The sequence below is a fragment of the Streptomyces sp. NPDC026538 genome (genome assembly GCF_055567535.1).
The window spans coordinates 182,216-207,427 of record NZ_JBVHQG010000016.1; the positions used below are offsets into that span (position 1 = coordinate 182,216).

The window sequence follows — 25,212 nt, forward strand, 5'->3', positions numbered from 1 at the left end:
AAGTTCCCGGCCATGCGCTCCACCTCCCGAGCCGAGACGTTCCCGGCCCACACGCCGGCCGTCTCGCAGATCTTCACCGCGGTCCTGTCCCACGGCCCCCTCACCCGACTGGAGGCGGCCCGCCGGGCCGGCCTGTCGGCGGCGGCCGTGACCAAGGCCGTCCGGCCGCTGCTGGCGGCCGGGTATCTCGCGGAGGACGTCGACGGCGAGGCCCGGCCGGCCCTCGGCCGCCCCGCCAACCTGGTGCGGGTCGACGGCGGGCGCGCCCTGTTCATCGGGGTCAAGGTCACCGGCGACGAGGTCATCGCCGTCCTCACCGACCTGTGCTGCCGGATCCGGCTGGCCCGCCGGCTGCCGGTCACGGACCGCGCCGCCAAGGCCGTCCTGACCTCCATCGCCGAACTGACCCACGAACTGCGCACCGAGGCCGAGGACTTCGGCGCCCCCGTCCTGGGCCTCGGGATCGCCGTCTCCGGCGACGTGGACCGCGCCGAGGGGGTCGTGCGCTACTCGCCCTTCCTGGACTGGCGGGACGTGGCCCTGGCCGAACTCGCCGCCATGACGACCGGGTTGCCGGTCGTCGTCGACAACGACGTACGTGCCCTGACCGTCGCCGAGCAGTGGTTCGGCGCCGGGGTCGGGCTCTCCGACTTCGCCGTGGTCACCGTCGGCGCCGGCATCGGCTGCGGACTCGTGATCCACGGCCGGCTGGTGGCGGGCGCGCACGGGGTGGCGGGGGAGATCGGCCATGTGGCCATCGACCCGGCCGGACCCCTGTGCCACTGCGGCAACCGCGGCTGCGTGGAGGCGATCGCCGGGGACGCCGCGATCGTCACCCGCATGCGCGAGGTGACCGGCCGCCAGGTGACCGACTCCGCCGAGGCGGTGGCCCTGGCCCACGACGGCGTGCCCGGAGCGCGGGAGGTGTACGCGAGCGCCGGTGAGGCCATCGGCCGGGGCATCGCCACCGTGGCCAACCTCTTCGGCCCCGAACGCGTGATCATCTCCGGCGAGGGACTCGCCGCCTACGACCTCTTCGCCGAGCAGATCCTCGACTCGTTCACCGCGGCCGCCTTCGGCTCCGCCGCGCAGTGCGACGTACAGACCCGTCCACTCCCCTTCGAGGAGTGGGCGCGCGGGGCCGCGGCCACCGCGATCCAGTCCTTCATCACCTCGTCTCCCACCCCAATGGGCAAGGGCTGAGCCGCCCAAGACCCCGAACCCTGGAGGGCCCATGCGGTCACCTTCGCAATCCGTCCTGCCCGTACGCGGGCTGAGAACCGTCCTCGTGCTGGCCCTCACCGCGGCCTTCGCGGCCGCCGTACCGGCCGCCCAGGCCCAGACCCCCGCCCCGATCGCCGCCAAGCCCTACATGGGCTGGTCCAGCTGGAGCATGCAGTCGTCCAAGTACCCGGGCCTGAACGACCAGGGCGACTACAGCTACCTCACCGAGGCGAACGTCCTCAAGCAGACCGACGCCCTCGCGAGCAAGCTGAAGAATTACGGCTACGAGTACGTCAACATCGACGCCGGCTGGTGGATGGACTGGAACTGGAAGTCCGGCTACGACCAGTACGGCCGCCAGAAGGCCGACTCCGCCCGCTTCCCCAGCGGCATGAAGGCCGTCGCCGACCACATCCACGCCAAGGGCCTCAAAGCCGGCATCTACCTCCCGGCCGGTCTGGAGAAGGGCGCCTACGGCGACGGCAAGACGCCGATCTGGAACGCCGACGGCTGCACCACCGCCGACATCGTCTACGACGACCTGCGCACCACGAACGGCTGGGACAGCGCGTACAAGATCGACTTCGACAAGCCGTGCGCGCAGAAGTACATAGACTCCCAGGCCCAGTTGATCGCCGGCTGGGGCTATGACTTCCTCAAGCTCGACGGCGTCGGCCCCGGCTCCGGCAAGAGCGGCGACCAGTACGACAACGTCGCCGACGTGGCCGCCTGGAACAAGGCGATCACCGCCACCGGCCGCCCGATCCACCTGGAGGCCTCCTGGTCCCTGGACTTCGGGCACGCCGCCGACTGGCAGAAGTACACCAACGGCTGGCGCATCGACACCGACGTCGAGTGCTACTGCAACACACTGGTCAGCTGGGAGAACTCGGTCGACGACCGCTGGGACGACACCCCGGCCTGGACCGGCAAGGCGGGCCCCGGCGGCTGGAACGACCTCGACTCCCTCGACGTCGGCAACGGCGCGATGGACGGCCTCACCAAGGCCGAACGGCAGAGCTACGCCACGCTCTGGGCCATCGCCAAGTCGCCGCTGTTCACCGGCGACGACATCACCAAGCTCGACGACTACGGCGTCTCGCTGCTGACCAACCGCGAGGTCATCGGCATCGACCAGAGCGACAACCCGCCGGCCCGGCCCATCACCCCGTCCGACCCGCAGCAGGTCTGGGCCGCGAAGAACGCCGACGGCACCTACACGGTGGCTCTGTTCAACCTCGCGGACTCGCCCGCGTCGGTCACCGCCGACTGGACGGCCCTGGGCTTCACCGGCAAGGCGTCGGTGCGGGACGTGTGGAACCGCGAGAACCTCGGTTCGTACTCGAGCAAGATCACCGAGGCGCTGCCGGCGCACGGCTCGCGGCTGTTCACCGTGACGCCCAAGGGCAGCGCGCTGGCCGCCACCGGCTATGAGGCCGAGGCGAGCGCCAACACGCTGAGCGGCAACGCCTCCGTCGCCGGGTGCGACGCCTGCTCGGGTCAGAAGAAGGTCGGAAACCTGTACCTCGGCGGCAAGCTGACCTTCAACAACGTCGTCGTCGACAAGGCGGGCACCTATCTGGTGAAGGTCGCGTACGTCAGCGGTGACTCGCGGCCGGCCACGATCGCGGCCAACTCCGGGGGCGGGACCAGCCACAAGTTCCCGTCCACCGGGGACTGGGGGACCGTCTCGACGGTGAGTGTGCCGGTGACCCTGAAGGCCGGTGCGAACACGATCACCTTCGACAGCGGGTCGGGGTACGCGCCGGACGTCGACCGGATCGACGTTCCCAAGTCTCCCCGGTAGCCGACCCGGTACGTGCGTCGTCGGGAACTGCCGGCCGGTGGGGGCCGGCCGCGCAGTTCCCCGCGCCCCCGAAAGGGGCGCGATGTTTCGCCCTTACTTCAAAAGGATCCGTCATGCAGAATCACCCCAGCAGACGTAGCTTCCTCGCCCTCGCCGCGGCCACCGGAGCCCTCGCCGGGCTCCCCTCCTTCACCGCTTCCGCCGCCCCGCTGCGGTCCTCCGAGCCGCTCGCCTCCTCCCGTCACCGGCTCTGGTGGCAGGCGCCCGCCGACGACGGGTCGATGATCACGCAGGGGCTGCCCGTCGGCAACGGCCGGCTCGGTGCCCTCGCGAGCAACGACTCCGGTCGTGAGCTCCTCCTGATCACCGACGCCACCCTGTGGACCGGCGGTCTCAACGACACCCTCGACTCGGACGGCCAGTTCCCCTACGGCCGCGCCGACTTCGGTTCGCTCACCCTGCTGGCCCGGCTCGTCGTCGAGATACCCGACCACGACCTGGGCGCCGTCTCCGACTACCGCCGCACCCTCGACCTGGACAACGGCGTGGTCTCGGCGTCGTACGTCCGCTCCGGGGTGACCTACCGGCGGCAGATCTTCGCCAGCCGCCCCGACGACGTGATCGTGGTGCACTTCAGCCAGGACGGCGGCGGTCGCTACACCGGCACCCTCACCTTCGAGGGCACCCACGGCGAGACCGGCGGCACGGCCGAGTCGTTCGCCGGATCCTTCGCCAACGGGCTGAAGTACGGGGCCGCCGTGAACGCGTACGGCAGCGGTGGCAGCGTGCGCGTCAGCGGCTCGCACATCACCTTCACCGACTGCCGGGAGCTGACGGTCGTGGTCAGCGGTGGTACGAACTACGCGCCGGACGCCGCCGCCGACTACCGCGACCTGTCCCTCGACCCGCGGGCGCTCGCCCGCACCAAGGTCAAGTCGGCCGCCCGGCACTCGGCGGACTCGCTGCTGCGTACCCACGCCGCCGACCACCGGGCGCTGTTCGGGCAGTTCGACCTGTCGCTCGGCACCTCGACGGCCGACCAGCGCGAACTCGACACCTGGGCGCGCATCCAGGCCCGCGCCGACACCGGTGACCCCGACCCGGAACTGGAGGCCGCCTACGCCCAGTTCGGCCGCTACCTGATGATCGCCGGGTCGCGTGACAGTCTGCCGATGGGCCTCCAGGGCCTCTGGCTGGACGGCAACGACCCGGACTGGATGGGCGACTACCACACCGACATCAACATCCAGATGAACTACTGGATGTCCGACCGGCTCGGCCTGTCCCAGTGCTTCGACGCCTACACCGACTACTGCGTCGACCAGCTCCCGTCCTGGACGGACCTCACCCAGCGGCTCTTCCAGGACTCCCGCAACCGCTACCGCAACTCCAGCGGCAAGGTGGCCGGCTGGACCGTCGCCATCTCCACCAACCCCTTCGGCGGAGGCGGCTGGTGGTGGCACCCGGCGGGCAACGCATGGCTGTGCCAGAGCCTGTGGGAGCACTACGAGTTCACCCAGTCCCGCGCCCACCTGGAGAAGATCTACCCTCTGCTCAAGGGCGCCTGCGAGTTCTGGGAGGCGCGGCTGCTCACCACCACCCTGGACGACGGGAAGGAGGTGCTGATCGCGGACAGCGACTGGTCGCCGGAGCAGGGACCGCTGGACGCCAAGGGCATCACCTACGCCCAGGAACAGGTGTGGATGCTGTTCGGCAACTTCCGGACTGCGGCCGCCGAGCTGAAGAGGGATGCTGGATACGCGGACACCATCGGCAAGCTCCGTGACCGCCTCTACCTGCCGGTGGTGAGCCCCAAGACCGGCTGGCTGGAGGAGTGGATGTCCCCGGACAACCTCGGCGAGACCACCCACCGCCACCTCTCGCCGTTGATCAACCTCTTCCCCGGCGACCGGATCCGCCCCGACGGTTCCACCCCCGCCGACATCGTCAAGGGCGCCACCGCCCTGCTCACCGCCCGCGGCATGGACAGCTTCGGCTGGGCCAACGCCTGGCGCTCGCTGTGCTGGTCCCGCCTGAAGGACGCCGACAAGGCCTACCAGCTCGTCGTCCGCAACCTCCGCCCCTCCGACAACGGCAGCAACGGCACCTCACCCAACCTCTTCGACATCTACCAGGTCGAGGAAGGGCGGGGCATCTTCCAGATCGAGGCCAACTTCGGCACCCCGGCCGCGATCCTGGAGATGCTGCTGTACTCCCGCCCCGGCCACCTGGAACTCCTGCCCGCCCTGCCCGCCGCCTGGGCCGCCTCCGGAAAGGTCACCGGAGCGGGGGCGCGCGGCGGCTTCGTCGTCGACCTGAGCTGGCGCGACGGCAAGCCGACCGAGGCCCGGATCCGCAGTGTCGGCGGCCGCACGACGACGGTCGCCTACGGCGGCAAGTCACGGACGGTCACGCTGAAGCCCGGCGCTTCCGTCACGCTGAAGGACCTCGCGCGGTGACCGGCCGGTTCGCGCGCCTCCTCGGCCTCGCCGCCGTATTGCTGGCGACGGTCGCCTGCCAGACCGGGCCCGCCCAGGCGGCACCCGTGTGGGAGCCCTCCTCCGGGGCCGCCGTCTCCGCCCGGCACGACGTCGTCACCTGGGGCGCCAGCGCCGACCAGATGGGACAGGGCACCGCCGACCGCGGCTACCGGCTGGTCGTGCACACCAGCGCCGCCGGCAGCGGACTGCGGGTGCGCCTGTCCAACGCCTTCGGCGACCGGCCGCTGACCCTGGACAGCGTCTGGGCGGGACTGCAGAGCCAGGGCGCCGCCCTCAGGCCGGGCAGCAACAAGCGGCTCACCTTCGACGGCGCCCGCACGGTCACCGTGCCGGCGGGCGCCACCGCCTGGAGCGACCCGCTGCCCGGCAGCCTGCCCGCCGGCAGCAACCTGGTCGTCAGCCTGCACAGCCCGGACGCGGCCGGCCCCGCCACCGGCCACTGGATGGCGATGCAGACCTCCTACGCCACCCAGGGCGACCACACCGCCGAGGAGAGCGCCGCCAACTGGAGGGAGACCACCGGCTCCTGGTGGTACCTGGACTCGGTCTCCGTACGGCCGTCCGACCCGGCCACCGGAGCCGTGGTGGCGCTCGGCGACTCCATCACCGACGGCTGGGCGTCCACCACCGACCTCGACCGCCGCTGGCCCGACTACCTCGCCCGCCGTCTCCAGAAGGCGGACACCGAGGTCAAGGGCGTGGCCGACGAGGGGATCTCCGGCAACCAGGTCCTCGCGGACGGCGCCGGGCAGGCGGCTCTTCACCGGCTGGACCGCGACGTCCTCAGCCAGCCGGGTGTCCGTACCGTCTTCCTCTTCGAGGGGGTCAACGACATCAAGGCCCACACCGGGGTCACCGCGGCCGACCTGATCGCCGGTTACCAGGAGATCGCCCGGCGGGCGCACGCGGCCGGCAAGTGCGTGGTCGCCTCGACCGTCGGCCCGTTCGAGGGCTGGTCGGAGTGGGACCCGGCGGGCGAGGCCGTACGCCAGCAGGTCAACCAGTACATCCGCACCAGCGGGGAGTTCGACGGGACCGCCGACTTCGACCGGATCCTGCGCAGCCCCTACGACCAGGCGCGGATGCTGCCGTTCCTCGACGGCGGCGACCACATCCACCCCAACGACAAGGGAATGCAGGCCATGGCCGACTCCGTCGACCTGGCCGGTCTCGACTGCGACCGCTGAACCCGTGCAATGCCCTGATCACCCCTGGGCCGTCGGCTCCGGGGTGATCAGGCCCTCGCGATAGGCGATCGCCACCGCCTCCGTACGACTCGCCGCACCCACCTTGGCGAGGATGTTGGAGACATGGACGCTCGCCGTCTTGCCGGTGATGAACAGTTCCTCGCCGATCTGCCGGTTGCTGCGGCCGAGCGCCAGCAGCCGCAGCACCTCCCGCTCACGGGCGGTGAGCGGAGAGACCCGGACCCCGGCGGGCCGGCCGAAGAGCGCGTCCAGCCGCTCCAGCAACACCACGGCCCGCAGCGCCACGGCCGTCTCCCGCGCCGCCCGCGCCTGCTCCTCGGCCTCCGCACGGCGGCCGTCGGCCGACAGGGCCTCGGCGTACCGGAGCCGGACCCGAGCCAGCTCGTAGACATCGGCGTGCGCGAACGCGGCCACCGTCTTCTCCCAGGCCGCCGCGTCCGGCCCGGACACCGCGCGGGTCCACTCCGCCTCCGCCCGCGCCAGCCAGGCCTGTCCCTCCGGACCCTGCCGGGCGGCCGAGACCCGGGCCGACTCCACCAGCTCGCCGGCGAGGTCCCTCCAACGGCCCTCGCCGCCGGTGCCGCGCACTTCGGCCGCCCGGTCCGCGACCGCCGCCAGTGCCAGAGCCGCCAGCCGGACCGTCACGTCCGCGAGCCGCCCCGACTCGTCGGCCAGCGCGGCGACCGAGTCCCGCATCACCGCCACCGCCTCCTCCGGATCACCGCGCAGTGCCGCCGCGTCGGTGAGCACGATGCCCCCGACGAGCCGGCCCATCCAGTCGAAGGGCTCCCCGAGCAGGGCCCGGCCCCGCTCCACGACATCCGGCTCGCCGCGGGCCAGCGCCACGTACAGGGCGGGCCCCCTGGCGAAGCCGGGCGCCGGGTCGGCGTCGGCCGAGCCCACGCACTCGTCCCAGTGCCCCAGCGTGTACAGCACCAGCAGCCGCAGATACCGCATCTCCGCGGCGTACGGCGAGGACAGCAGCCCCGAGCGCCGGGCCCGGTCGAGCCCCTCGTTGATCCACGGCAGGCACTCCTGGAACTCGCCCGCCTCGAAGCAGCCGGTGGCCAGGGCGAACAACGCCCGTATCTCCACCGGCGCGTCCCCGGCCGACCGGGCCAGCTCGCGGGCCTCCCTGAGCCGGGCACGCCCCTCCAGGCTGCGGCGGCCGCCGCCTTCGAGGCGGGCCAGGGAGATCAGCAGGTCGGCGCGGGCCGCGGTGGCACCGATCCGTTCGGCGACCTCCAGGGCCTGCCGGGCCACCCGCAGCGCGGTGTCGTCGTCGCCGACTTGGCGGGCCGCCATCACATGGGTGGCCGCCGCCCACACCCAGGTCCGCGAGGGCGGATCGGCGGGGATCATCGCGAGCGCCTCGCTGCTGTAGGCGAACGCGGCGGCGAGGTTGTCGACGGTCATCAGGTTCCCGGCGAGCGTGTAGCGCACCCGGGCGGCGAGTTCGGGATCCGCGTCCTGTCCGGTACCGGCCAGCGCGGCCCGGGTCAGGGACACCGCCCGGTGCGCGTCACCGGCGTGCGCGGCCGCCGCCGAGGCCCGCAGCGTCAAGGTCACCCGGTCCAGCCCCTCACCCGTTGGCCGCGCCTCGCCCGGCACGGCCGGCCACAGGTCCAGGGCCGTCTCCAGCTGCCGCAGCTCCTCGGCCGGGGCACCCACCCGCCGGGCGTGGTCGGCGGCCTCCAGGGACGCGGCCAGCGCCTCGGGCAGATCGTGGCTCTCCCGGTAGTGATGGGCCCGTTCGGCCGCCGTCGCCGCGCCGCCCCCGCCCGCGGCGAGCAGCCTCGCGAAGGTGCCGTGCAGCCGCGACCGCTGCCCCGGCAGCAGATCGGCGTAGACCGCCTCCCGTGCGAGAGCATGCCGGAAGGTGTACGTGTCCCCGTCACCGGGGACCAGCAGCTGCCGTCCGACCGCCTCCCGCAGCGCCGACTCCAGCTCCTCCTCCGGCAGCCCGACCGCGTCCCGCAGCAGGTCGTGCCCCACCCGGCGCCCGGCGACCGCGGCCGTACGCAGCACCCGTTGGGCCGTCTCCGGCAACTGCTCGACCCGGATCAGCAGCAGGTCGGCGAGCCCGGAGGGCATCCCCTCCGCGTCGGCGGCGGCCACCAGTTCCTCCGTGTAGAAGGCGTTGCCCTCGGCCCGCTCGACGATGTCCCGCACGGCCGCGTCCGACAGCGGCCGCTCCGTCAGGGCCCGCACCAGCCGTGTCACCTCGGCGTCGGCGAGCGGCCGGAGCTCAAGGCGCTCCACGGCGGGCAGCCGCACCAGCTCGGCGAGGAGCGGCCGCAGCGGATGCCGGCGGTGCAGGTCGTCCGCACGATAGGAGGCCAGTACGGTCAGCCCCCGGGCCGGTCCGGTCCGGCTGAGCAGAAACCGCAGCAGGTCCCGGGAGGACTGGTCGGCCCAGTGCAGATCCTCCAGGACCAGCAGCAGGGGCGTGGTCGCGGCGAGGTCCGCGAAGAGCCCGGTGACCCCCTCGAAGAGCCGCAGCCGCGCGTCCGCGTCCCGGGCGGCGTCCGACCCGGCTCCGAGCAGCCGGTCCACCCCCGGATGCGCCGAGACGGCCGCGGCGAACCGGGCGTCGGCGGCCAGCACCCCGAGGATCTCGGTGAAGGGCAGATACGGCAGCCCGACGTCACCGAGATCGACACAGTGCCCGACGACGACGGTGGCCCCGGCGGCAGCCGCGCGGCCGGCCACCTCGTCCAGCAGCCGGGTCTTCCCCACCCCGGCATCCCCGGCGACCAGCACGGCCTGCCCACTGCCGTCCCGGGCCCGGTCAAGCGCCCTGGCAAGGCGGGCCCGTTCGCCCTCGCGCCCGATCAGGGGAGTGGAAAAGGATCTCTGCGACACGCCCCATCCTCACACGCAGTGCCGACAGTTCCTTTTTGGGAAGGGCGACGGGAGACACCCGAGGGGCGCGGGGCCGTACCACATGCGGCTTCGCCGCGTGGGCGCGACCAGCCACAATCCACCCGCACCCGCCAGACACACAGACCCCCCGCCCCTTTGGGCGCTCAACCCCGCAATACCTCCGCCCAGTCCTCCGGCACCCGCTCCGCAGGACCCGGCACGGACTGGTCCGCCGGATGGCTCTCCGGTGGTGCCAACTCCGGTCCCGCCTCGAACACTTCCTCCGTCTCGTAGTTCCAGAACCATCCCTCGTCCGGCTCGTAACTACGAATGATCGGATGCCCCGTTTCGTGGAAGTGCGCCGTCGCGTGCTTGGCGGGCGAGTCGTCGCAGCACCCTATGTGCCCGCACTGCGCGCACCGCCGCAGATGGAACCACCAACCCCCCGCTTTGTCGCACTCCACACACCCGGCACCGCTCGGCGGAATGCTCGGGTCGATCGCGGTGTCGCCACTCATACCGTCTCCTCAGATGATCGGGGCGCCTCTGCCTCGGGCGCTTCGGCGGTCAGCGGAAGCAGTACCTGGAACCGGGTGTCCCCGGGCACCGACTCCACCCGCATGGTGCCGTGATGCTTGTTCACGACGATCCGCCACGAGATGTCCAGACCGAGACCCGTGCCCTGCCCCACGGGCTTGGTCGTGAAGAAGGGGTCGAAGATCCGGTCCTTGATCTCCGGCGCGATCCCGGTCCCGGTGTCCCGGAACTCGACCAGCAGGTGCTCGTGGTCGAGCGCGGTCCGCACGGTCAGCGTGCCCTGCCCGACGCCGTCACCGTCCTTCATCGCGCACACCGCGTTGTCGACGAGGTTGGTCCACACCTGGTTGAGCTCGGCGGGGTAGGCGGGGACCGGCGGGAGCGTACGGTCGTACTCCTTGACCACCTGGATGTCCTGCCCGATCTTGGCGGACAGCATCAGCAGGGTGCTGTCGAGGAGTTCGTGCACGTCCACGACCCGGTACGGCGCCCGGTCCAGCTGGCTGTACTGCTTGGCCGCGTCGACGAGGTTCGAGATCCGGGTGGTGGAGTCGTCGATCTCGTTCATCAACAGCTCGGTCTCGATGGTGTAGTTGAGCCACCCGACCGCGTTCGGCAGGATCTCCTCGTCCACCGCCGCCGAGACCTGCTCCAGCCAGTCGATGTCCAGCCCGGCCTGCACGAAGGTCGGCGCCAACTGCCAGCCGTAGTCGATGCCGTGGTCGTCGAGCCAGTCGGAGAGCGCGTCCTCGCGGTCGGTGGCCTCCAGCGGACTCATCGCCGGGGCCTTGGCGACCCGTTCGGCGGTGCGCTCCTGGATCTCGATCAGCCCGGCCAACTGCTCCCGCGAGAAGGGCCCTTCGGCGATCACCGCTAGCTTGTGCCGCATCTTCGCGATCCGCTCGCGCAGCGTGGACGTGGCCCGGACGGCCGCCGCGGCCGGGTTGTTGAGCTCGTGGGTGAGCCCGGCGGACAACGAGCCGAGCGCCAGCAGCCTCTCGCGCTGCCCGATCGCCGCCTGGGTGTTCTTCGAGCCGAAGAACAGGCCCTCCAGCAGATGCACGGCCATCGGGAACCACTCGCGCATGATGTCCGCGAAGGTGTCCGCCGGCAGCACGAAGAACCGCGTCGGCTCGGTCACCCGCATCGAGTTGTTGTACGCCTGCCGCACCCGGTCCCCGAGGTAGGCCTGCATGGCACCCGCGTACACCCCGGTCTGCGAGGTCCGGGTGACCTCGACGTCGTCCCCGCCGACCTGCCGGGAGAGCACCACGGTGCCCTCGATCATCACGTAGAAGCAGGTGGCGGGCTCACCCTCGGTGTAGACCGGACCGGGCTCGAACCGCTCGACCCGGCCCGCGGCGCACAGCCGCGCCAGCTGCTCCGGCTCCAGCTTCTCGAAGAGGAAGAGCGCGCCGATCTCCTTCGGGCTGCACGGGCACAGCTGCCCGCTCATGACTGCTCCAGATAACGGTGGACGAGCATCACGGCCATGGCTCCTTCTCCGACGGCGGACGCGACACGCTTGGCGGACTCGGCACGAGCGTCGCCCGCCACGAACACTCCGGGCACGCTGGTCTCCAGGTGGTACGGCGGCCGGTCCAGCTCCCAGGCCGTCGGCGGCCGTCCGTCGACCGTCAGATCGGGGCCGGCCAGGATGAACCCGCGCCCGTCGCGCAGCACGGTGTCGCCGAGCCAGTCGGTCAGCGGAGCCGCGCCGATGAACACGAACATCCACTGCGCCTCGACCGACTCGGTCTCGCCGCTCACCGAGTGACGGAGCGTCAGCCGCTCCAGCCGGTCGGACCCGTGCGCGGAGTCGACCACCGTGTGGCCGCGCACCGAGATGTTCGGGGCCTCGTTGATCTGCTGGATCAGGTAGTACGACATCGAGGCCGACAGGTCGGCGCCGCGCACCAGCAGCGTCACGGACTTGGCGAACCGGGACAGGTACATGGCCGCCTGGCCCGCCGAGTTGGCGCCGCCGACGATGTACACGTCGTGGCCCTGGCAGGAGGCGGCCTCGGTCAGCGCGGAGCCGTAGAACACCCCGCAGCCGGTCAGGCCGAGGCAGCCCTCCGCCTCCAGCTGCCGGTACTGCACACCGGTCGCCAGGATCACACTGTGCGCGGCGATCGCCGAGCCGTCCGCGAAGTGCACCACCCGGGCGGCCCCGCTGACCTCAAGTGCCGTGACCTCGCGGGCGGTCAGCACCTCCGCGCCGAACTTGGCGGCCTGCCGCCGGGCCCGGTCGGTGAGCTGAGCCCCCGACACGCCGTCCGGGAAGCCCAGGTAGTTCTCGATCCGGGAGCTCTGCCCGGCCTGCCCGCCGGTCGCCGCGCGCTCCACGAGCACGGTCCGCAGACCCTCCGACGCCCCGTACACCGCCGCGCCGAGCCCGGCCGGGCCGCCGCCGATGACCACCAGGTCGTAGAAGTCCGCCGTGGGCGTGGTCGCGAGCCCCACCCGGGCGGCCAGTTCGGGCGCCTCCGGCTCGACCAGGGGCGTGCCGTCCGGTGTGATCACCAGCGGCAGCCGCTGCCCGTCGGCCCCGGCGGCCGCCAACAGCCGCTGGCCCTCCGGCTCCTCGACCGAGTACCAGCGGTAGGGCACCTGGTTGCGGGCGAGGAACTCCCGCACGTCCGAGGACCGGGCCGACCAGCGGTGCCCGACGACCTTGGTGGCCGCCACCGGCTTGTAGTCGCTGCACCGCCAGGAGTCCAGCAGGTCGTCGAGGACCGGGTACAGCTTCTCCTCGGGCGGATCCCAGGGCTTGAGCAGATAGTGGTCCAGATCGACGACGTTGATCGCGTCGATCGCCGCGTTGGTGTCCGCGTACGCGGTCAGCAGCACGCGCCGGGCGCCCGGGTACACGTCCAGGGCCTGTTCGAGGAACTCGATGCCGTTCATCTGCGGCATCCGGTAGTCGGCCAGGATCACCGCCACCAGGTCGCCGCGCAGCTTCAGCTCCCGCAGCGCGTCCAGCGCCGACTCCCCGGACTCCGCGCGCACGATCCGATAGGACGCGCCGTAACGGCGCCGTAGGTCCCGGGCGACGGCACGGGAGACCCCCGGGTCGTCGTCCACGGTCATGATGACGGTCCGTGCTGCGTCGGCAGCCTGTGCCATACGTCTCCCACCCCGAGCCGTTGGTTTCCCGGTACGGCGGGCCCTCCTGGAGAAGCGCGGCCACCGCACCCGCCCATCGTATGTTCGATCGCCCGCCTTCGCTCTTGTACGCCGGTGCACAGCGGGCACCCGTCCGTGCGGAAGACTGATCACGCAGACGCGGAACCGACGAGGAGGCCGGTGCATGACACGCCCGATCACGGCAGGGGTCGACGGTACGGAGGAGAGCCTCGCGGCTCTGGACTGGGCGGCCCGGGAGGCGGTGCGCCGCGGTCTGCCGCTACGGGTGATGCACGCCTGGCGCTACGAGGAGCAGGAGGCGCTCGGCGGCGACCGGGAGACCCAGCACGGGTGGGTGGCGGACGGGGTGGCCGAGTCGGTGCGTGCGATCACCGGGCGGTATCCGGAGCTCGCGGTGAGCGTCGACGTCCTGGAGGGCGGGGCGGTCGAGGTACTGGCCGAGGCGGCCGCCGGGGCCGAGGTGCTGGCGCTGGGCTCGCGCGGGTACGGGCCGGTCGTCGGGTTCCTGCTGGGCTCGGTGGGGCAGCAGGTGATCGCGGAGGCCGCCCGGCCGGTGGTCCTGGTGCGTGCCGGGGACCGGCCCGTGGCCGAGGCCGCCGGGCGGGAGGTGGTCGTGGGCCAGCAGGGCGGGGCGGAGGACAGCGCGGCCGTGCTGGAGTTCGCATTCGAGACGGCGGCGGCCCGTGGCGCGACGGTCCGCGTGGTCCGGGCCTGGACCCTGCCGCCGGTCTTCGCCTACAGCCCGGGCTCGCTGAAGCTGCTGGACGAGACCGGCGGGCTGGAGCCCTACGAGAAGAAGGCCCTGTCCGAGGCGGTACGGCCGCTGCGGGAGCGGTTCCCGGACGTACCGGTCGCCGAGCACGTGGAGATGGGCAGCGCCGGCCAGGTGCTGCTCTCGGTGGCCGGCCGGGCCCAGCTGATGGTCGTCGGCCGGCGAGCCCACCGCACGGCGGTCGGCGCGCGCATCGGCTCGGTCGCGCACGGGGTGCTGCACCACGCCGACTGCCCGGTGGCCGTGGTGCCGCACGACTGACTCATTCGGGAGTGACCGGCTCCAGGGTCTCGCGGGCCTTGGGCAGCACGTTCTCGATGTAGTCCTCGACCGCGCTGTCCAGACCTATGTCGTGCTGCGCCCGCTCGGACAGGTACCAGCGGTGTTCGAGCAGCTCGTGGTAGATCTCGGCCGGGTCCATGGAGCCGCGCAGCTCCAGCGGTACGGCCCGCACGGTGGGGCGGAAGACGTCCCGCACCCACCGGTGCGCCAGCACCTCGGGCCGGGCGGCCAGGGGGTCGCCGGGGGCGTAGTCGTCCTGGGTGGCCATCCAGCTCTCCAGGTCGTTCAGCAGCCGCCGGGCCTGGTTCTCCTCGGCGTCCAGGCCGGTCAGCCGGAGCAGCTGGCGCTGGTGGTGCCCGGCGTCGACGACCTTGGGCACGAAGGTGACGCTGTCGCCGTTGGAGGAGTGCTCGATCTGCATCTCGGCCACGTCGAAACCCAGCTCGTTGAGCCGTCGGATCCGGCGCTCGATGTAGTGGTACTTGCCGGCCGGATACACCGAGGTGCGGGTCAGCTCCTCCCACAGTTCGCCGTACCGGGTGCAGATCTCGAACCCGAACTCGATCGGGTCCAGCGAGGGGTGCAGGGCCCCCGACGCCTCCAGGTCGAGCAGCTCGCCGCTGATGTTGACCCGGGCCAGGTCGAGGTCGTACTCCCGCTGCCCGTCGCTCAGCTGCGGATGCAGGTCGCCGGTCTCGGCGTCCACCAGATAAGCCGCGTAGGCGCCCGCGTCCCGCCGGAACAGCGTGTTGGACAGCGAGCAGTCGCCCCAGGCGAACCCGGCCAGGTGCAGTCGCACGAGCAGCACGGCGAGGGCGTCCATGAGCCGGTGCATGGTGGCCGGCCGCATGGTCGTCTCGAACATCGAGCGGTACGGCATCGAGCCGCCCAGGTGCCGGGTGACGAGCACCGACTCCAGCGGTTCGCCCACCGCGTCGGTACGGCCGGTGATCACCGCGAGCGGGTCGACGGCGGGGATGGCGAGCCGGTCCAGGTCGCGCAGCAGCTCGTACTCGCGCAGCGCCGGGCGCTCCGCCAGCTCCTTCACGGCGATGACCTCGCTGCCGGCCCGGGCGTAGCGCACCACGTGCCGGGAGATGCCGCGGGGGAGCGGCACGAGGTAGTCCTCGGGCCACTCCTCCAGCGGGACGTCCCAGGGGAGTTCCAGCAGGAGCGCGGGGTGCTCCGGGTTGGTGGCGCTGATCTGCAAGGCCATGGCCCGACTTTAGACGGCGCGTTCGCGGGCCTGCCGGGCGGCCGCCGCGACGGATCCCCGGTGCACGGGGCCGTGTCCGGGCAGCAGCACGTCCCCGTCGAGCGTCTCGATGACGCCGAGCGACTCCACCGCCCGGGAGCGCTCGTGGTGGAACATGTCGGGCAGCAGTTGCGGGCCGGTCAGGCGCGCGGTGCGGTGGCCGCTGACCAGGGCGTCACCGGAGATGACGATCCCGGCGTCGGGCAGGTGGTAGACGGTGTGCCCGTCGGTGTGGCCGGGCGTGTGCACCGGAACGGGCCGGCCCGGCAGGTCCAGCGGGCCGTCCGTGACCGCGAACGCCTCGGGTGCGGTCACCGGGTGCTGCTCGGTGCCGCCGACCCGCAGGACGTGCACCAGCCAGGGCACCACACCCGGCCGCCAGGCGTTCTTGAGCACCGCCCCCACCGAGACCTGCTGGAGGAACTCCCGCCGCGCGTGCGGCACCTCGGCCTCGTGCAGATAGACCGGGGTGCCGTGGGTGTCGCGCAGGTACTCGGCGGAGCCGAGGTGGTCGTTGTGCGCGTGGGTGATCAGGACGGCCGCCACCGCCTCCGGTGAACTGCCCACCTCCGCCAGGGAGTCGAGCAGCCCCGGCCGGTCGCCGGGGTAGCCGGTGTCCACCAGCGTGACGGCGTCCCCGTCCTTGAGGATCACCCAGTTGGTGTGCTGCCCGTGCACCAGGTAGATGCCCTTGCCGACTTCGTGTACCTCTGCGCGCATGCTCTCTCCGACGTTCCCGCGGCGTCCCGACCGAACCGGGGGACAGCCAACCAGATGGCCCGGGGCGGCTGTCGACGGGGGACCCGGGTCACCGCACCCCGTGTGGCCGAAACTGGACGCTGATGCGCGGTCCGGCGGCCCGCGCGGTCTTCGGTACGCAGTGCTCCCAGGTCCGCTGGCAGGAGCCGCCCATCACGATCAGGTCGCCGTGGCCCAGCGGGCGCCGGACCGAGGGGCCGCCGCGCAGCGGGCGCAGCAGCAGGTCACGGGGGGCGCCCACGGAGAGGATCGCGACCATGGTGTCCTGCCGCGCGCCCCGGCCGATGCGGTCGCCGTGCCAGGCGACGCTGTCCCGGCCGTCGCGGTAGTAGCAGAGCCCCGCCGTGGTGAACGGCTCGCGCAACTCGTCGGCGTAGTGCCGGGTGAGTGCCTCGCGGGCCTCGACGAGGACGGGGTGCGGGAGCGGGGCGCCCGCGCCGTAGAAGGCGAGCAGCCGCGGTACGTCCACGACGCTGTCGTACATCGTGCGGCGCTCGGCGTGCCAGGGGACGTCCGCCGCCAGCTGTTCGAACAGGGCGTCGGCGCCGCTCAGCCAGCCGGGCAGCACGTCGATCCAGGCGCCAGAACCCAGCTCGGTCCGGCCGGCGCCGTCGAGTGAGCCGAGCCGCAGCTCGTCGGTCTGGTCGAACAGGGAGCCCTGGAGGTGCGTGGCCATGGAGCCAGCGTACCCCTGAATCGAAAATGTGTTCCCATTTGATCATGGTGACCTCGCTCCGAGGTCTTTCGATACGTTCATGTATCGGATACGTTCGTGTATCGAACGGAGGTCGGGACATGGCAGTGGACGGTGCGCCCCAGCGTGTGACCCGGCGCCGGGTGCAGACCCGGGCCCGGCTGCTCGACGCCGCGTTCACGGTGTTCGCGGCCAAGGGATTCGGGCGCGTCTCCATCGAGGAGGTCTGCGAGGCCGCCGGGTTCAGCCGGGGCGCCTTCTACTCCAACTTCGCCACCCTCGACGAGCTGTTCTTCGCCCTCTACCGGGACCGCGCCGACCTCATCGCCCGGCAGGTCGCCGAGGCCCTTGCCCTGGACCGGCCGGACATGGACGTACCGGCCTCCGTGGACCGCGTCACCGACGTGCTGCTCCTCGACGTGGACTGGCTGCTGGTGAAGACCGACTTCCTGGTGCACGCCGCCCGCGACCCGGCCGTCGCCGAGGCGCTCCTGGACCACCGGACCCGGCTGCGGCAGGCCATCGCCGACCGGCTCTTCCGGGCCCGCAGCCACGCCCCGATCCCCGCCGTGCTCGGCGGGGTGGACGGCGCCGCGCACGCCGTGGTCGCCGCGTACGACGGCGTGACCACCCAGCTGCTCCTCGACAAGGACATCGACCGGGCCCGCGCCTGGCTCAAGCAACTGCTCACCGCGCTGCTGACCGACGGCAGCACCGCAAGCGAACCCCCGAGCGCATCCTCCGATCGGGATCCGACCGGGATCCGACCGGGATCCGAATGAGAAAGGCAACGGTCGCCATGGACGCGGACGTCATCGTCGTAGGAGCGGGCCTCGCCGGCCTGGTCGCGGCGCACGAACTCACCAGCGAGGGCCGCCGGGTCGCCCTGGTCGACCAGGAGAACGCCGCCAACCTCGGCGGCCAGGCGTTCTGGTCCTTCGGCGGGCTCTTCCTCGTCGACTCGCCCGAGCAGCGCCGCCTCGGCATCAAGGACTCCCTCGACCTGGCCTGGAACGACTGGCAGGGCAGCGCCCAGTTCGACCGCCGGGACGACGAGGACTCCTGGGCGGTGCGCTGGGCGCGGGCCTACGTCGAGTTCGCGGCCGGCGAGAAGCGGCCCTGGCTGCAGAGCCACGGCATCAGCCTGCTGCCGACCGTCGGCTGGGCCGAGCGCGGCGACCTGCGCGCGACCGGGCACGGCAACTCCGTACCCCGCTTCCACATCGCCTGGGGCACCGGAACCGGCGTCGTCGAACCCTTCGCCGAGTACGCCAAGCAGGCCGCCCGCGACGGACTGCTCACCTTCCACCACCGCCACCGGGTCGACGAACTCGTCATCGAGGACGGGGCGGCACGCGGTGTGCGCGGCACGGTCCTCGCCCCCGACGACTCGCCGCGCGGTGTCGCCTCCAACCGTGACCGGGTCGGCGACTTCGAACTCACCGCCCAGGCCGTCGTCGTCACCACCGGAGGCATCGGCGCCAACCACGACATCGTCCGCCGCTACTGGCCCGAGCGCCTCGGCACACCCCCCGCCGAGATGGTCACCGGCGTCCCCGCCTACGTGGACGGCCGCATGCTCGACATCAGCGCCGAGGCAGGCGTACGCCTGGTCAACCGCGACCGCATGTGGCACTACACCGAGGGCATCCAGAACTGGAACCCCGTCTGGCCCGGCCACGGCATCCGCATCCTGCCCGGCCCGTCCTCGATCTGGCTGGACGCCCTCGGCCGCCGGCTCCCCGACCCCTGCCTGCCGGGCTACGACACCCTCAGCACCCTCAAGTACCTGCGCACCACCGAGGACATCGCCGGACACGACCACTCCTGGTTCGTCCTCACCCGGAAGATCATCGAGAAGGAGTTCGCGCTCTCCGGCTCCGAGCAGAACCCCGACATCACCGCCAAGGACCGCAAGGCCGTGCTGCGCGACCGGCTGCTCGGCAAGGGCGCCCCGGGCCCGGTGCGGGCCTTCGTCGACAAGGGCGCGGACTTCGTGACCGCCAAGTCCCTGGACCAGCTCGTGGAGAAGATGAACGGGCTGACCGACAAGGCGCTCCTGGACGCGGCCGAGGTACGCCGCCAGATCGTCGCCCGCGACCTGCAGATCAACAACTCCTACAGCAAGGACTCCCAGGTCCAGGGCATCCACAACGCCCGCCGCTACATCGGCGACCGCCTCGGCCGGGTCGCCACCCCGCACCGCATCCTCGACCCGGCCGCCGGGCCGCTGATCGGCGTCAAGCTGCACGTCCTCACCCGCAAGACCCTCGGCGGCATCCAGACCGACCTGGACTCCCGCGCCCTGGGCGCCGACGGGCAACCGATCGACGGGCTCTACGCGGCCGGTGAGGTGGCCGGCTTCGGCGGTGGCGGTGTGCACGGCTACAACGCGCTGGAGGGCACGTTCCTCGGCGGCTGCCTGTTCTCGGGCCGGGCGGCGGGACGCGCGGCGGCCCGGCAGACGGCCTAGGCCGGGGAGCCTCCCGGCCCGGGGCCTACGTGGAGAGGAGCCGCGCCAGCACGGTGGCGTGGCTCTCCTGCGGTGTCTTCGACGCGGTGAGCAGTGTCACCTGGCCCTTCCGGGCCGACTCCCGCAGGCCCTCCAGGAGTTCGGCGGCCTCGGGAGCGGCCAGCTCCGCCTCGTAGCGGCCCGTGAACTCGTCGTAGGACCCCTCGCTCGAGTGGAACCAGCGGCGCAACTCGTTGGACGGCGTCAGCCCCTTGGGCCATTCGTCCACCTGCGCGTCCGCCTTCGACACCCCGCGCGGCCACAGCCGGTCCACCAGGACCCGTACCCCGTCCTGCGGCTCGGGCGGTTCGTAGATCCTGCGGACGCGCACGCTCACGGTCGGGTACCTCTCGGCTCGGTGGCGGTGCCGCGAGGGTACGCGGCTTTTCCGTACCACCGGCTGCCGACGCGGCGCGGCTTGACCAGAATGAGGGGGAAACGCGGACACCCGCGCGCCTAGTCTGTGGGCCATTGATCATTGGCCACCTCCCAAGGAGCGCATGTGCAGGGCGCACGCAGACGTACCGCAGTCCTCCGCCGCGAGGCCGTCCTCGCCACCGTCCCGGTCGCCGTGGCGGCCCTGCTCGCCGCCGCCGGCCCGGCCTCGGCGAGCACGATCGGCGCCGCGGGCGCGGGCGACCCCTACTTCCCGCTCAGCGGCAACGGCGGCTACCACGTCGGCCACTACGATCTGACGCTCCGCTACGACACCGCCTCCCGCCACCTCGACGGCAAGGCCGTCCTCACCGCCCGCGCCACCCAGAAGCTCACCCGCTTCGACCTCGACCTCAGCGGTCTGAAGGTCACCCGGGTGACGGTCGACGGCCGGACCGCCCGTTTCAGCCGCAGCGGACAGGAACTCGTCGTCACGCCCGCGCACGCGCTCGCCAAGGGCCGGGAGTTCCGGATCGCCGTCACCTACAACGGCACCCCCAAGCAGGTCACCGACCCCGACGGCTCGCCGGACGGCTGGATCCGCACCGACGACGGCGCGTTCGTCGCCGGCGAGCCGCAGGGCGCGATGACCTGGTTCCCGGCGAACAGCCATCCCAAGGACAAGTCGTCGTACGACTTCACGATCACCGTCCCCAAGGGGCGCACCGCCGTCGCCAACGGGGTCCTCCTCGGGCAGCACACGTCCGGCGGCCGCACGACCTTCCGGTGGCGGCAGGCCGAGCCGATGGCCGCGTACCTCGCCACCGCCACGGTCGGCAAGTTCAAGGTGCAGCAGTACACCACCCGGGACGGGATCAAGGTGTACAACGCGGTCGACCCGCGCGAGGCGAGCGGGTCGGCGGCGGTGCTGAAGAAGCTGCCGTCGGTGCTGGAGTGGGAGAGCAAGCTGTTCGGGCCGTACCCGTTCCGGTCCGCCGGGGCGATCGTCGACCACGCGCCGAACGTCGGCTACGCCCTGGAGACTCAGGGCCGGCCGATCTACGACTCCGCGCCCGACCTCGGCACGCTGGTGCACGAGAACGCCCATCAGTGGTTCGGCGACTCCGTCTCCCTCACCGCCTGGAAGGACATCTGGCTCAACGAGGGCTTCGCGACGTACGCCGAGTGGCTCTACAGCGAGCAGCACGGGGGCGACAGCGCGCAGAAGTCCTTCGACGCCCTCTACGCCAAGCCGGCGAGCAACGAGTTGTGGGCGTATCCGCCCGGGGACCCGGGGAGTGGCGCGAACATCTTCGGGACGCCGGTGTACGCGCGGGGTGCGATGGCTCTGCACGAACTGCGGAAGGCGGTCGGGGATCCGGTGTTCTTCCGGATTCTGCGGGTGTGGGCTTCGGAACACCGGTACGGGCACGGGACCACCGCGGAGTTTGTGAAGCTCGCGGAAGGGCAGTCGGGGCAGGATCTCGGTTCGTTGTTCCAGACGTGGTTGTACAAGAAGGGCAAGCCGTAGCGGTTCGGGTGCGGGCCGGTGGGGGCTCGCGCCCACGCGGCGGCAGCCGCAAATCGACACCGCGCCCCTTTGGGGCGCTTCAGTCAACGGGGATATGAAGCTGACGAGTTTCTTACAATTGTCGGCCAGAGTCGGTCTCATGATCCATCGCAGAACAGCTGTCGCCCTCCTCGCCTCCCCCCTCCTGCTCTCGGGGTGCGGGGGTGGCGCCGAGGCCGCGCCGAGTCGGTCGGACGACGACCGGCCGGCGCGGACGACGGCCACCCCCACACCCGAGAGCAGCAGCCCGCAGCCCACCGGCATACCGGGGCTGGGGCCGCGGACCGCGGCCGCGATACCTGAGCGGGCCGAGCAGGTCGTCGTCGCCAGGGGACGGGGCAAGGACTCGCCCGTCTCCACCGTCGTCCTGTACGAGCGCGACGACAGCGTCTGGCAGCCCGGCGCGAGTTGGCCCGCGCACAACGGCAGGGACGGCTGGAGCGAGCACCACATGGCCGGGGACCTGCGCTCACCCGTCGGCGTGTACGGGCTCACCGACGCCGGAGGCCTGCTCCCCGACCCGGGAACGCGGCTGCCGTACGACCACGGGTACGGCTTCCACTCGCCCGGCACCGGCTTCGAGGGGGAGCCGCTGGAAGGCTCCTTCGACTATGTCGTCGCCATCAACTACAACCGGCGGCCCGGCACTTCGCCCCTCGACTGGACCCGCCCCATGGGCGCCGGGCGCGGCGGCGGCGTCTGGCTGCACGTCGACCACGGTGGCCCGACACACGCCTGTGTCAGTGTCGCCAAGGCGCACATGAAGGAACTGCTGCGCACCCTGGACCCGGCCCGGCAGCCGGTCGTCGTCATGGGGCATGCCGACTGGCTCGCCCAGTAGGCCGCCGGCACACCGCTTAGGATCCGAACCTGTGTGCGCACATGTGCTGGTCGCCGAGGACGACGAGATGCAGGCCGAGCTGATCCGGCGCTCCCTGCTGGCCGAGGGCCATACCGCGACCGTGGTCCACGACGGCGCCGCCGCGCTGGACGCGGCCCGGCGGCTCGGGCCTGACCTGGTCGTCCTCGACCTGATGCTCCCGGTGATCGACGGCTTCGGCGTCTGCCGGGTGCTGCGCGGCGGCGACCCGGAGATCCCGGTGCTGATGCTCACGGCCCGGTCCGAGGAGGACGACGTGCTGCTCGGCCTGGAACTGGGCGCCGACGACTACATGACCAAGCCGTACAGTCCACGAGAGTTGATGGCCCGGATCCGGACGGTTCTGCGGCGCAGCGGGCGGACCGCCGCGGTACGGGAGGAGCCGGCCGTGACCGCGGCCGGGATCAGTGTCGATCCGGTGCGGCACGAGGTGCGCTGCGACGGGGTGCCGGTGGAGGTGACCCCGGCCGAGTTCCAGATCCTGCTCGCCATGGCCGGGGAGCCCGACCGGGTGTTCACCCGGCGGCAGCTGCTCCAGTGCACCCGCGGCTTCGACCGGGCCTCCACCGAACGGGCCGTCGACGTCCATGTGATGAACCTGCGCCGGAAGATCGAGGCCGATCCCCGGCGGCCGGTACGGCTGGTGACCGTCTTCGGCGTCGGCTACAAGCTGAGCGGCGGCCGTCCGTGAGGGCCCGGATACCCTGGCGCAAACGGCTGCTGGTCCGGCTGCTGTTCGCCTCCGTGCTGATCGCCGCGTGCTCGGTGGCCGCCACCGCCTGGCTCGCGGTGACGACCACCACCAGCGCGCTGGAGGAGGAGCAGGGCCAGGACCTCGCGGCCGACAACAAGATCCTCGCCCAGCTCAGCGGGTACGCGGCCGAGCACCCCGACTGGAGCGAAGTGCGGCACACGGTCCGCTCGCTGGCCGCGCAGACCGGCCGCAGGATCGCGCTGACCACCGCCGACCGCACCCTGATCGCCGACTCGGCGGCACCGGGCACCGCACTGCCGCCGCGGCCGGCCGCCGCCATCGACCCGCTGCACACCGACACCTACACCGATTCCGGCGCCCAGCTCAGCGGCATCGACCCACGCGTGGTCGGCCCGTACCGGCTCACGGCGAAGGAACGCGGGGAGCTGGACATGGTGGTGGACAAGGAGCGGTCCTGCTACAACTCCTACGGCATCCGGACCACCGTCGCCCACACGCCGAACGGGCGGCCCTACCTCGTCGACGACGACGGCACGGACGCCTCGGCCTTCCGCTCGATCGGCTGCGGCGGGCTGGACGACCCCCTCACGGCGATGAAGAAGGGGTTCCTCGGTGCCACCCGCACCGAGGCGAAGGCCCTCGCCACGCTGACGGACCTGGTCCGCCCCTGTCTCCAGGGCAAGCACCTGGACCTCGCCGGACAGCTGTACCTCACCTTCGACCAGACCGGCCGCAACCCCGTCACCGGCGGCTTCCTCGTCACCGCCAGGCAGGCCGCGCGCGACCAGGCACAGACGGACCAGATCGCGAAGAGCTGCATCACCAGCGCCCGCCGCACCCAGCTCGAACCGTATGCCGCGCCGGCCGCCGAACTCTTCCTCGGCCTGGGCGACCAGACGGCGCCCCGGTTCGACATGTCCCGCGCCAACAAGGCGAAGATCGTCGGCGCGGCCGGACTGGTCCTCGCCTTCACGGTCGCCGTCTCCGCCGTGGTCGCCACCCGGCTCGTCCGGCCGCTGCGCGCGCTGACCGTCACCGTGCGCCAGCCGCCCGAACTGCACGCGCGGGCGCCGGTGCGGACCCGGGACGAGACCGGGCTGCTGGCCGAGGCGTTCAACGACCTCACCGAGCGCCGGGAGCGGCTGGAGGACCAGCGCAAGGCGATGGTCAGCGACATCGCCCACGAACTGCGCAGCCCGCTCACCAACATCCGGGGCTGGCTGGAGGTCACCCGGGACGGCGTGGTCGACCCCGACCCGGCGCTCCTGGCCTCGCTGCACGAGGAGGCGCTGCTGCTCCAGCGGATCATCGACGACCTCCAGGACCTGGCGGCCGCCGACGCCGGCACCCTGCGCATGCACCGCGAACCGGTCCGCGCCGCCGACCTGTTCGACCAGGTCGCCGCCGCCCACCGGGTGGCCGCCAACGCGGCCGGGGTCACCCTGCTGGCCGACGTCGAGGGCACGGCCTGGCTCGACGCCGACCCGGTGCGGATGCGGCAGGCGCTGGGCAACCTGGTCTCCAACGCGATCCGGCACACCCCCGCCGACGGCACGGTGACCCTGACCGCCCGCCGGGCCGGCGACGAGGTCGTGCTCACCGTCACCGACACCGGCAAGGGCATCGCCCCCGACGATCTGCCGCACGTCTTCGAGCGGTTCTGGCGCGCGGAGAAGTCCCGCAGTCGCCGTACCGGGGGCAGTGGGCTCGGTCTGCCGATCGTGCGCCACCTGGTCGCCGCGCACGACGGGTCCGTCGAGGCCGCGAGCGAACCGGGCGAGGGCGCCGAGTTCACCCTGCGGCTGCCGGCCGCCGAAGCACCGGCAGACGTCAGCTGAACCGGCGTGCGGCCCGCTGCCGGCGCCGGGCGAGCAGCCGGCGCTCCGCCTCGGTCGTACCGCCCCAGATGCCGACGGTCTGCCCGCTGTCCATCGCCCAGTCCAGGCATGGGTCCTGGACCGGACAGCGCTCACAGACGGCCTTCGCGCGCCGCGTCTGCTGCAGCGAAGGCCCGGTGTTGCCGATCGGGAAGAAGAGGTCGGGATCCTCCTCGCGGCACTCGGCGTGGTCTCGCCAGTCGTCCATCGAAGTCACCTGCGATCCAAG

At 72.1% G+C, this 25,212-nt stretch carries 20 protein-coding genes; 11 read left to right on the forward strand and 9 right to left on the reverse strand.

The window, feature by feature from the left end:
* Positions 1-12: 12 nt before the first annotated feature.
* From ACZ4N4_RS42755 to ACZ4N4_RS42770, 4 genes are all read left to right on the forward strand, one after another.
* Positions 13-1,203 (forward strand): ROK family transcriptional regulator, encoded by a 1,191-nt coding sequence (locus tag ACZ4N4_RS42755; protein WP_453577883.1) that lies wholly within the window; start codon positions 13-15, stop codon positions 1,201-1,203.
* Positions 1,204-1,234: 31 nt separating this feature from the next.
* The gene (locus tag ACZ4N4_RS42760) at positions 1,235-3,031 is read left to right on the forward strand and encodes an alpha-galactosidase D (protein ID WP_467599416.1); all 1,797 of its coding nucleotides are present in this window, start codon (positions 1,235-1,237) and stop codon (positions 3,029-3,031) included.
* A 113-nt stretch (positions 3,032-3,144) separates the two neighbouring features.
* A complete protein-coding gene (locus ACZ4N4_RS42765) occupies positions 3,145-5,490 on the forward strand; it encodes a glycosyl hydrolase family 95 catalytic domain-containing protein (RefSeq protein ID WP_467599419.1) in 2,346 nt (781 codons plus the stop codon).
* The gene (locus ACZ4N4_RS42770) at positions 5,487-6,719 is read left to right on the forward strand and encodes an SGNH/GDSL hydrolase family protein (RefSeq protein WP_467599421.1); all 1,233 of its coding nucleotides are present in this window, start codon (positions 5,487-5,489) and stop codon (positions 6,717-6,719) included. Before ACZ4N4_RS42765 ends, ACZ4N4_RS42770 begins: the two co-directional genes overlap by 4 nt.
* Before the next feature lie 18 nt (positions 6,720-6,737).
* Here ACZ4N4_RS42770 and ACZ4N4_RS42775 read toward each other — a convergent pair whose 3' ends face one another.
* The 4 genes from ACZ4N4_RS42775 to ACZ4N4_RS42790 all read right to left on the reverse strand — a co-directional run bounded on the left by ACZ4N4_RS42775 (position 6,738) and on the right by ACZ4N4_RS42790 (position 13,271).
* Positions 6,738-9,605 carry a helix-turn-helix transcriptional regulator gene (locus ACZ4N4_RS42775; RefSeq protein ID WP_467599424.1) on the reverse strand — a complete coding sequence of 956 codons (2,868 nt, stop codon included), beginning with the start codon at positions 9,603-9,605 and terminating at the stop codon, positions 6,738-6,740.
* Positions 9,606-9,769: 164 nt separating this feature from the next.
* Positions 9,770-10,123: a UBP-type zinc finger domain-containing protein gene (locus tag ACZ4N4_RS42780; protein WP_467599427.1), complete on the reverse strand. Its 354-nt coding sequence runs from the start codon at positions 10,121-10,123 to the stop codon at positions 9,770-9,772.
* Positions 10,120-11,598, reverse strand: a complete 1,479-nt coding sequence (locus tag ACZ4N4_RS42785) for an ATP-binding protein (protein WP_467599430.1) — start codon at positions 11,596-11,598, stop codon at positions 10,120-10,122. Before ACZ4N4_RS42785 ends, ACZ4N4_RS42780 begins: the two co-directional genes overlap by 4 nt.
* Positions 11,595-13,271, reverse strand: a complete 1,677-nt coding sequence (locus tag ACZ4N4_RS42790; protein ID WP_453577901.1) for an NAD(P)/FAD-dependent oxidoreductase — start codon at positions 13,269-13,271, stop codon at positions 11,595-11,597. The genes ACZ4N4_RS42785 and ACZ4N4_RS42790 overlap by 4 nt, the downstream gene beginning before the upstream one ends.
* Before the next feature lie 184 nt (positions 13,272-13,455).
* Between ACZ4N4_RS42790 and ACZ4N4_RS42795 the strand changes: the two genes are divergently transcribed.
* Positions 13,456-14,325, forward strand: a complete 870-nt coding sequence (locus ACZ4N4_RS42795) for a universal stress protein (RefSeq protein ID WP_467599433.1) — start codon at positions 13,456-13,458, stop codon at positions 14,323-14,325.
* A 1-nt stretch (position 14,326) separates the two neighbouring features.
* On the opposite strand, the gene ACZ4N4_RS42800 is transcribed toward ACZ4N4_RS42795, so the two are convergent.
* The 3 genes from ACZ4N4_RS42800 to ACZ4N4_RS42810 all read right to left on the reverse strand — a co-directional run bounded on the left by ACZ4N4_RS42800 (position 14,327) and on the right by ACZ4N4_RS42810 (position 17,036).
* On the reverse strand, positions 14,327-15,562 hold the full coding sequence (locus ACZ4N4_RS42800) for a DUF4032 domain-containing protein (RefSeq protein ID WP_467599436.1): 1,236 nt from the start codon (positions 15,560-15,562) through the stop codon (positions 14,327-14,329).
* Positions 15,563-15,571: 9 nt separating this feature from the next.
* A complete protein-coding gene (locus tag ACZ4N4_RS42805; protein ID WP_453577910.1) occupies positions 15,572-16,321 on the reverse strand; it encodes an MBL fold metallo-hydrolase in 750 nt (249 codons plus the stop codon).
* Positions 16,322-16,409: 88 nt separating this feature from the next.
* On the reverse strand, positions 16,410-17,036 hold the full coding sequence (locus tag ACZ4N4_RS42810; protein ID WP_453577913.1) for an alpha-ketoglutarate-dependent dioxygenase AlkB: 627 nt from the start codon (positions 17,034-17,036) through the stop codon (positions 16,410-16,412).
* Between the two features lie 119 nt (positions 17,037-17,155).
* Between ACZ4N4_RS42810 and ACZ4N4_RS42815 the strand changes: the two genes are divergently transcribed.
* Together ACZ4N4_RS42815 and ACZ4N4_RS42820 are read left to right on the forward strand one after the other, a co-directional pair.
* Positions 17,156-17,836, forward strand: coding sequence for a TetR/AcrR family transcriptional regulator (locus ACZ4N4_RS42815; protein ID WP_467599438.1), 681 nt, complete (start codon positions 17,156-17,158; stop codon positions 17,834-17,836).
* A gap of 17 nt (positions 17,837-17,853) precedes the next feature.
* Positions 17,854-19,527, forward strand: coding sequence for an FAD-binding dehydrogenase (locus ACZ4N4_RS42820; protein WP_467599492.1), 1,674 nt, complete (start codon positions 17,854-17,856; stop codon positions 19,525-19,527).
* A 25-nt stretch (positions 19,528-19,552) separates the two neighbouring features.
* Here the strand turns inward: ACZ4N4_RS42820 and ACZ4N4_RS42825 are convergent, their stop codons facing one another.
* Entirely contained in the window at positions 19,553-19,903 is a 351-nt protein-coding gene (locus tag ACZ4N4_RS42825; protein WP_453577917.1) for a DUF488 domain-containing protein, read from the reverse strand.
* A 165-nt stretch (positions 19,904-20,068) separates the two neighbouring features.
* Here ACZ4N4_RS42825 and ACZ4N4_RS42830 point away from each other — a divergent pair, with 165 nt between their 5' ends.
* The 4 genes from ACZ4N4_RS42830 (at position 20,069) to ACZ4N4_RS42845 (ending at position 24,944) form a co-directional block, all read left to right on the forward strand.
* Entirely contained in the window at positions 20,069-21,472 is a 1,404-nt protein-coding gene (locus ACZ4N4_RS42830; RefSeq protein ID WP_467599441.1) for a M1 family metallopeptidase, read from the forward strand.
* Between the two features lie 139 nt (positions 21,473-21,611).
* On the forward strand, positions 21,612-22,352 hold the full coding sequence (locus ACZ4N4_RS42835; RefSeq protein ID WP_467599444.1) for a L,D-transpeptidase family protein: 741 nt from the start codon (positions 21,612-21,614) through the stop codon (positions 22,350-22,352).
* Between the two features lie 31 nt (positions 22,353-22,383).
* Positions 22,384-23,082, forward strand: a complete 699-nt coding sequence (locus ACZ4N4_RS42840; RefSeq protein ID WP_453384119.1) for a response regulator transcription factor — start codon at positions 22,384-22,386, stop codon at positions 23,080-23,082.
* Positions 23,079-24,944, forward strand: a complete 1,866-nt coding sequence (locus ACZ4N4_RS42845; RefSeq protein ID WP_467599448.1) for a sensor histidine kinase — start codon at positions 23,079-23,081, stop codon at positions 24,942-24,944. The genes ACZ4N4_RS42840 and ACZ4N4_RS42845 overlap by 4 nt, the downstream gene beginning before the upstream one ends.
* Here the strand turns inward: ACZ4N4_RS42845 and ACZ4N4_RS42850 are convergent.
* Positions 24,937-25,191, reverse strand: coding sequence for a WhiB family transcriptional regulator (locus ACZ4N4_RS42850; protein WP_453577927.1), 255 nt, complete (start codon positions 25,189-25,191; stop codon positions 24,937-24,939). The genes ACZ4N4_RS42845 and ACZ4N4_RS42850 overlap by 8 nt on opposite strands.
* Positions 25,192-25,212 lie beyond the last annotated feature (21 nt).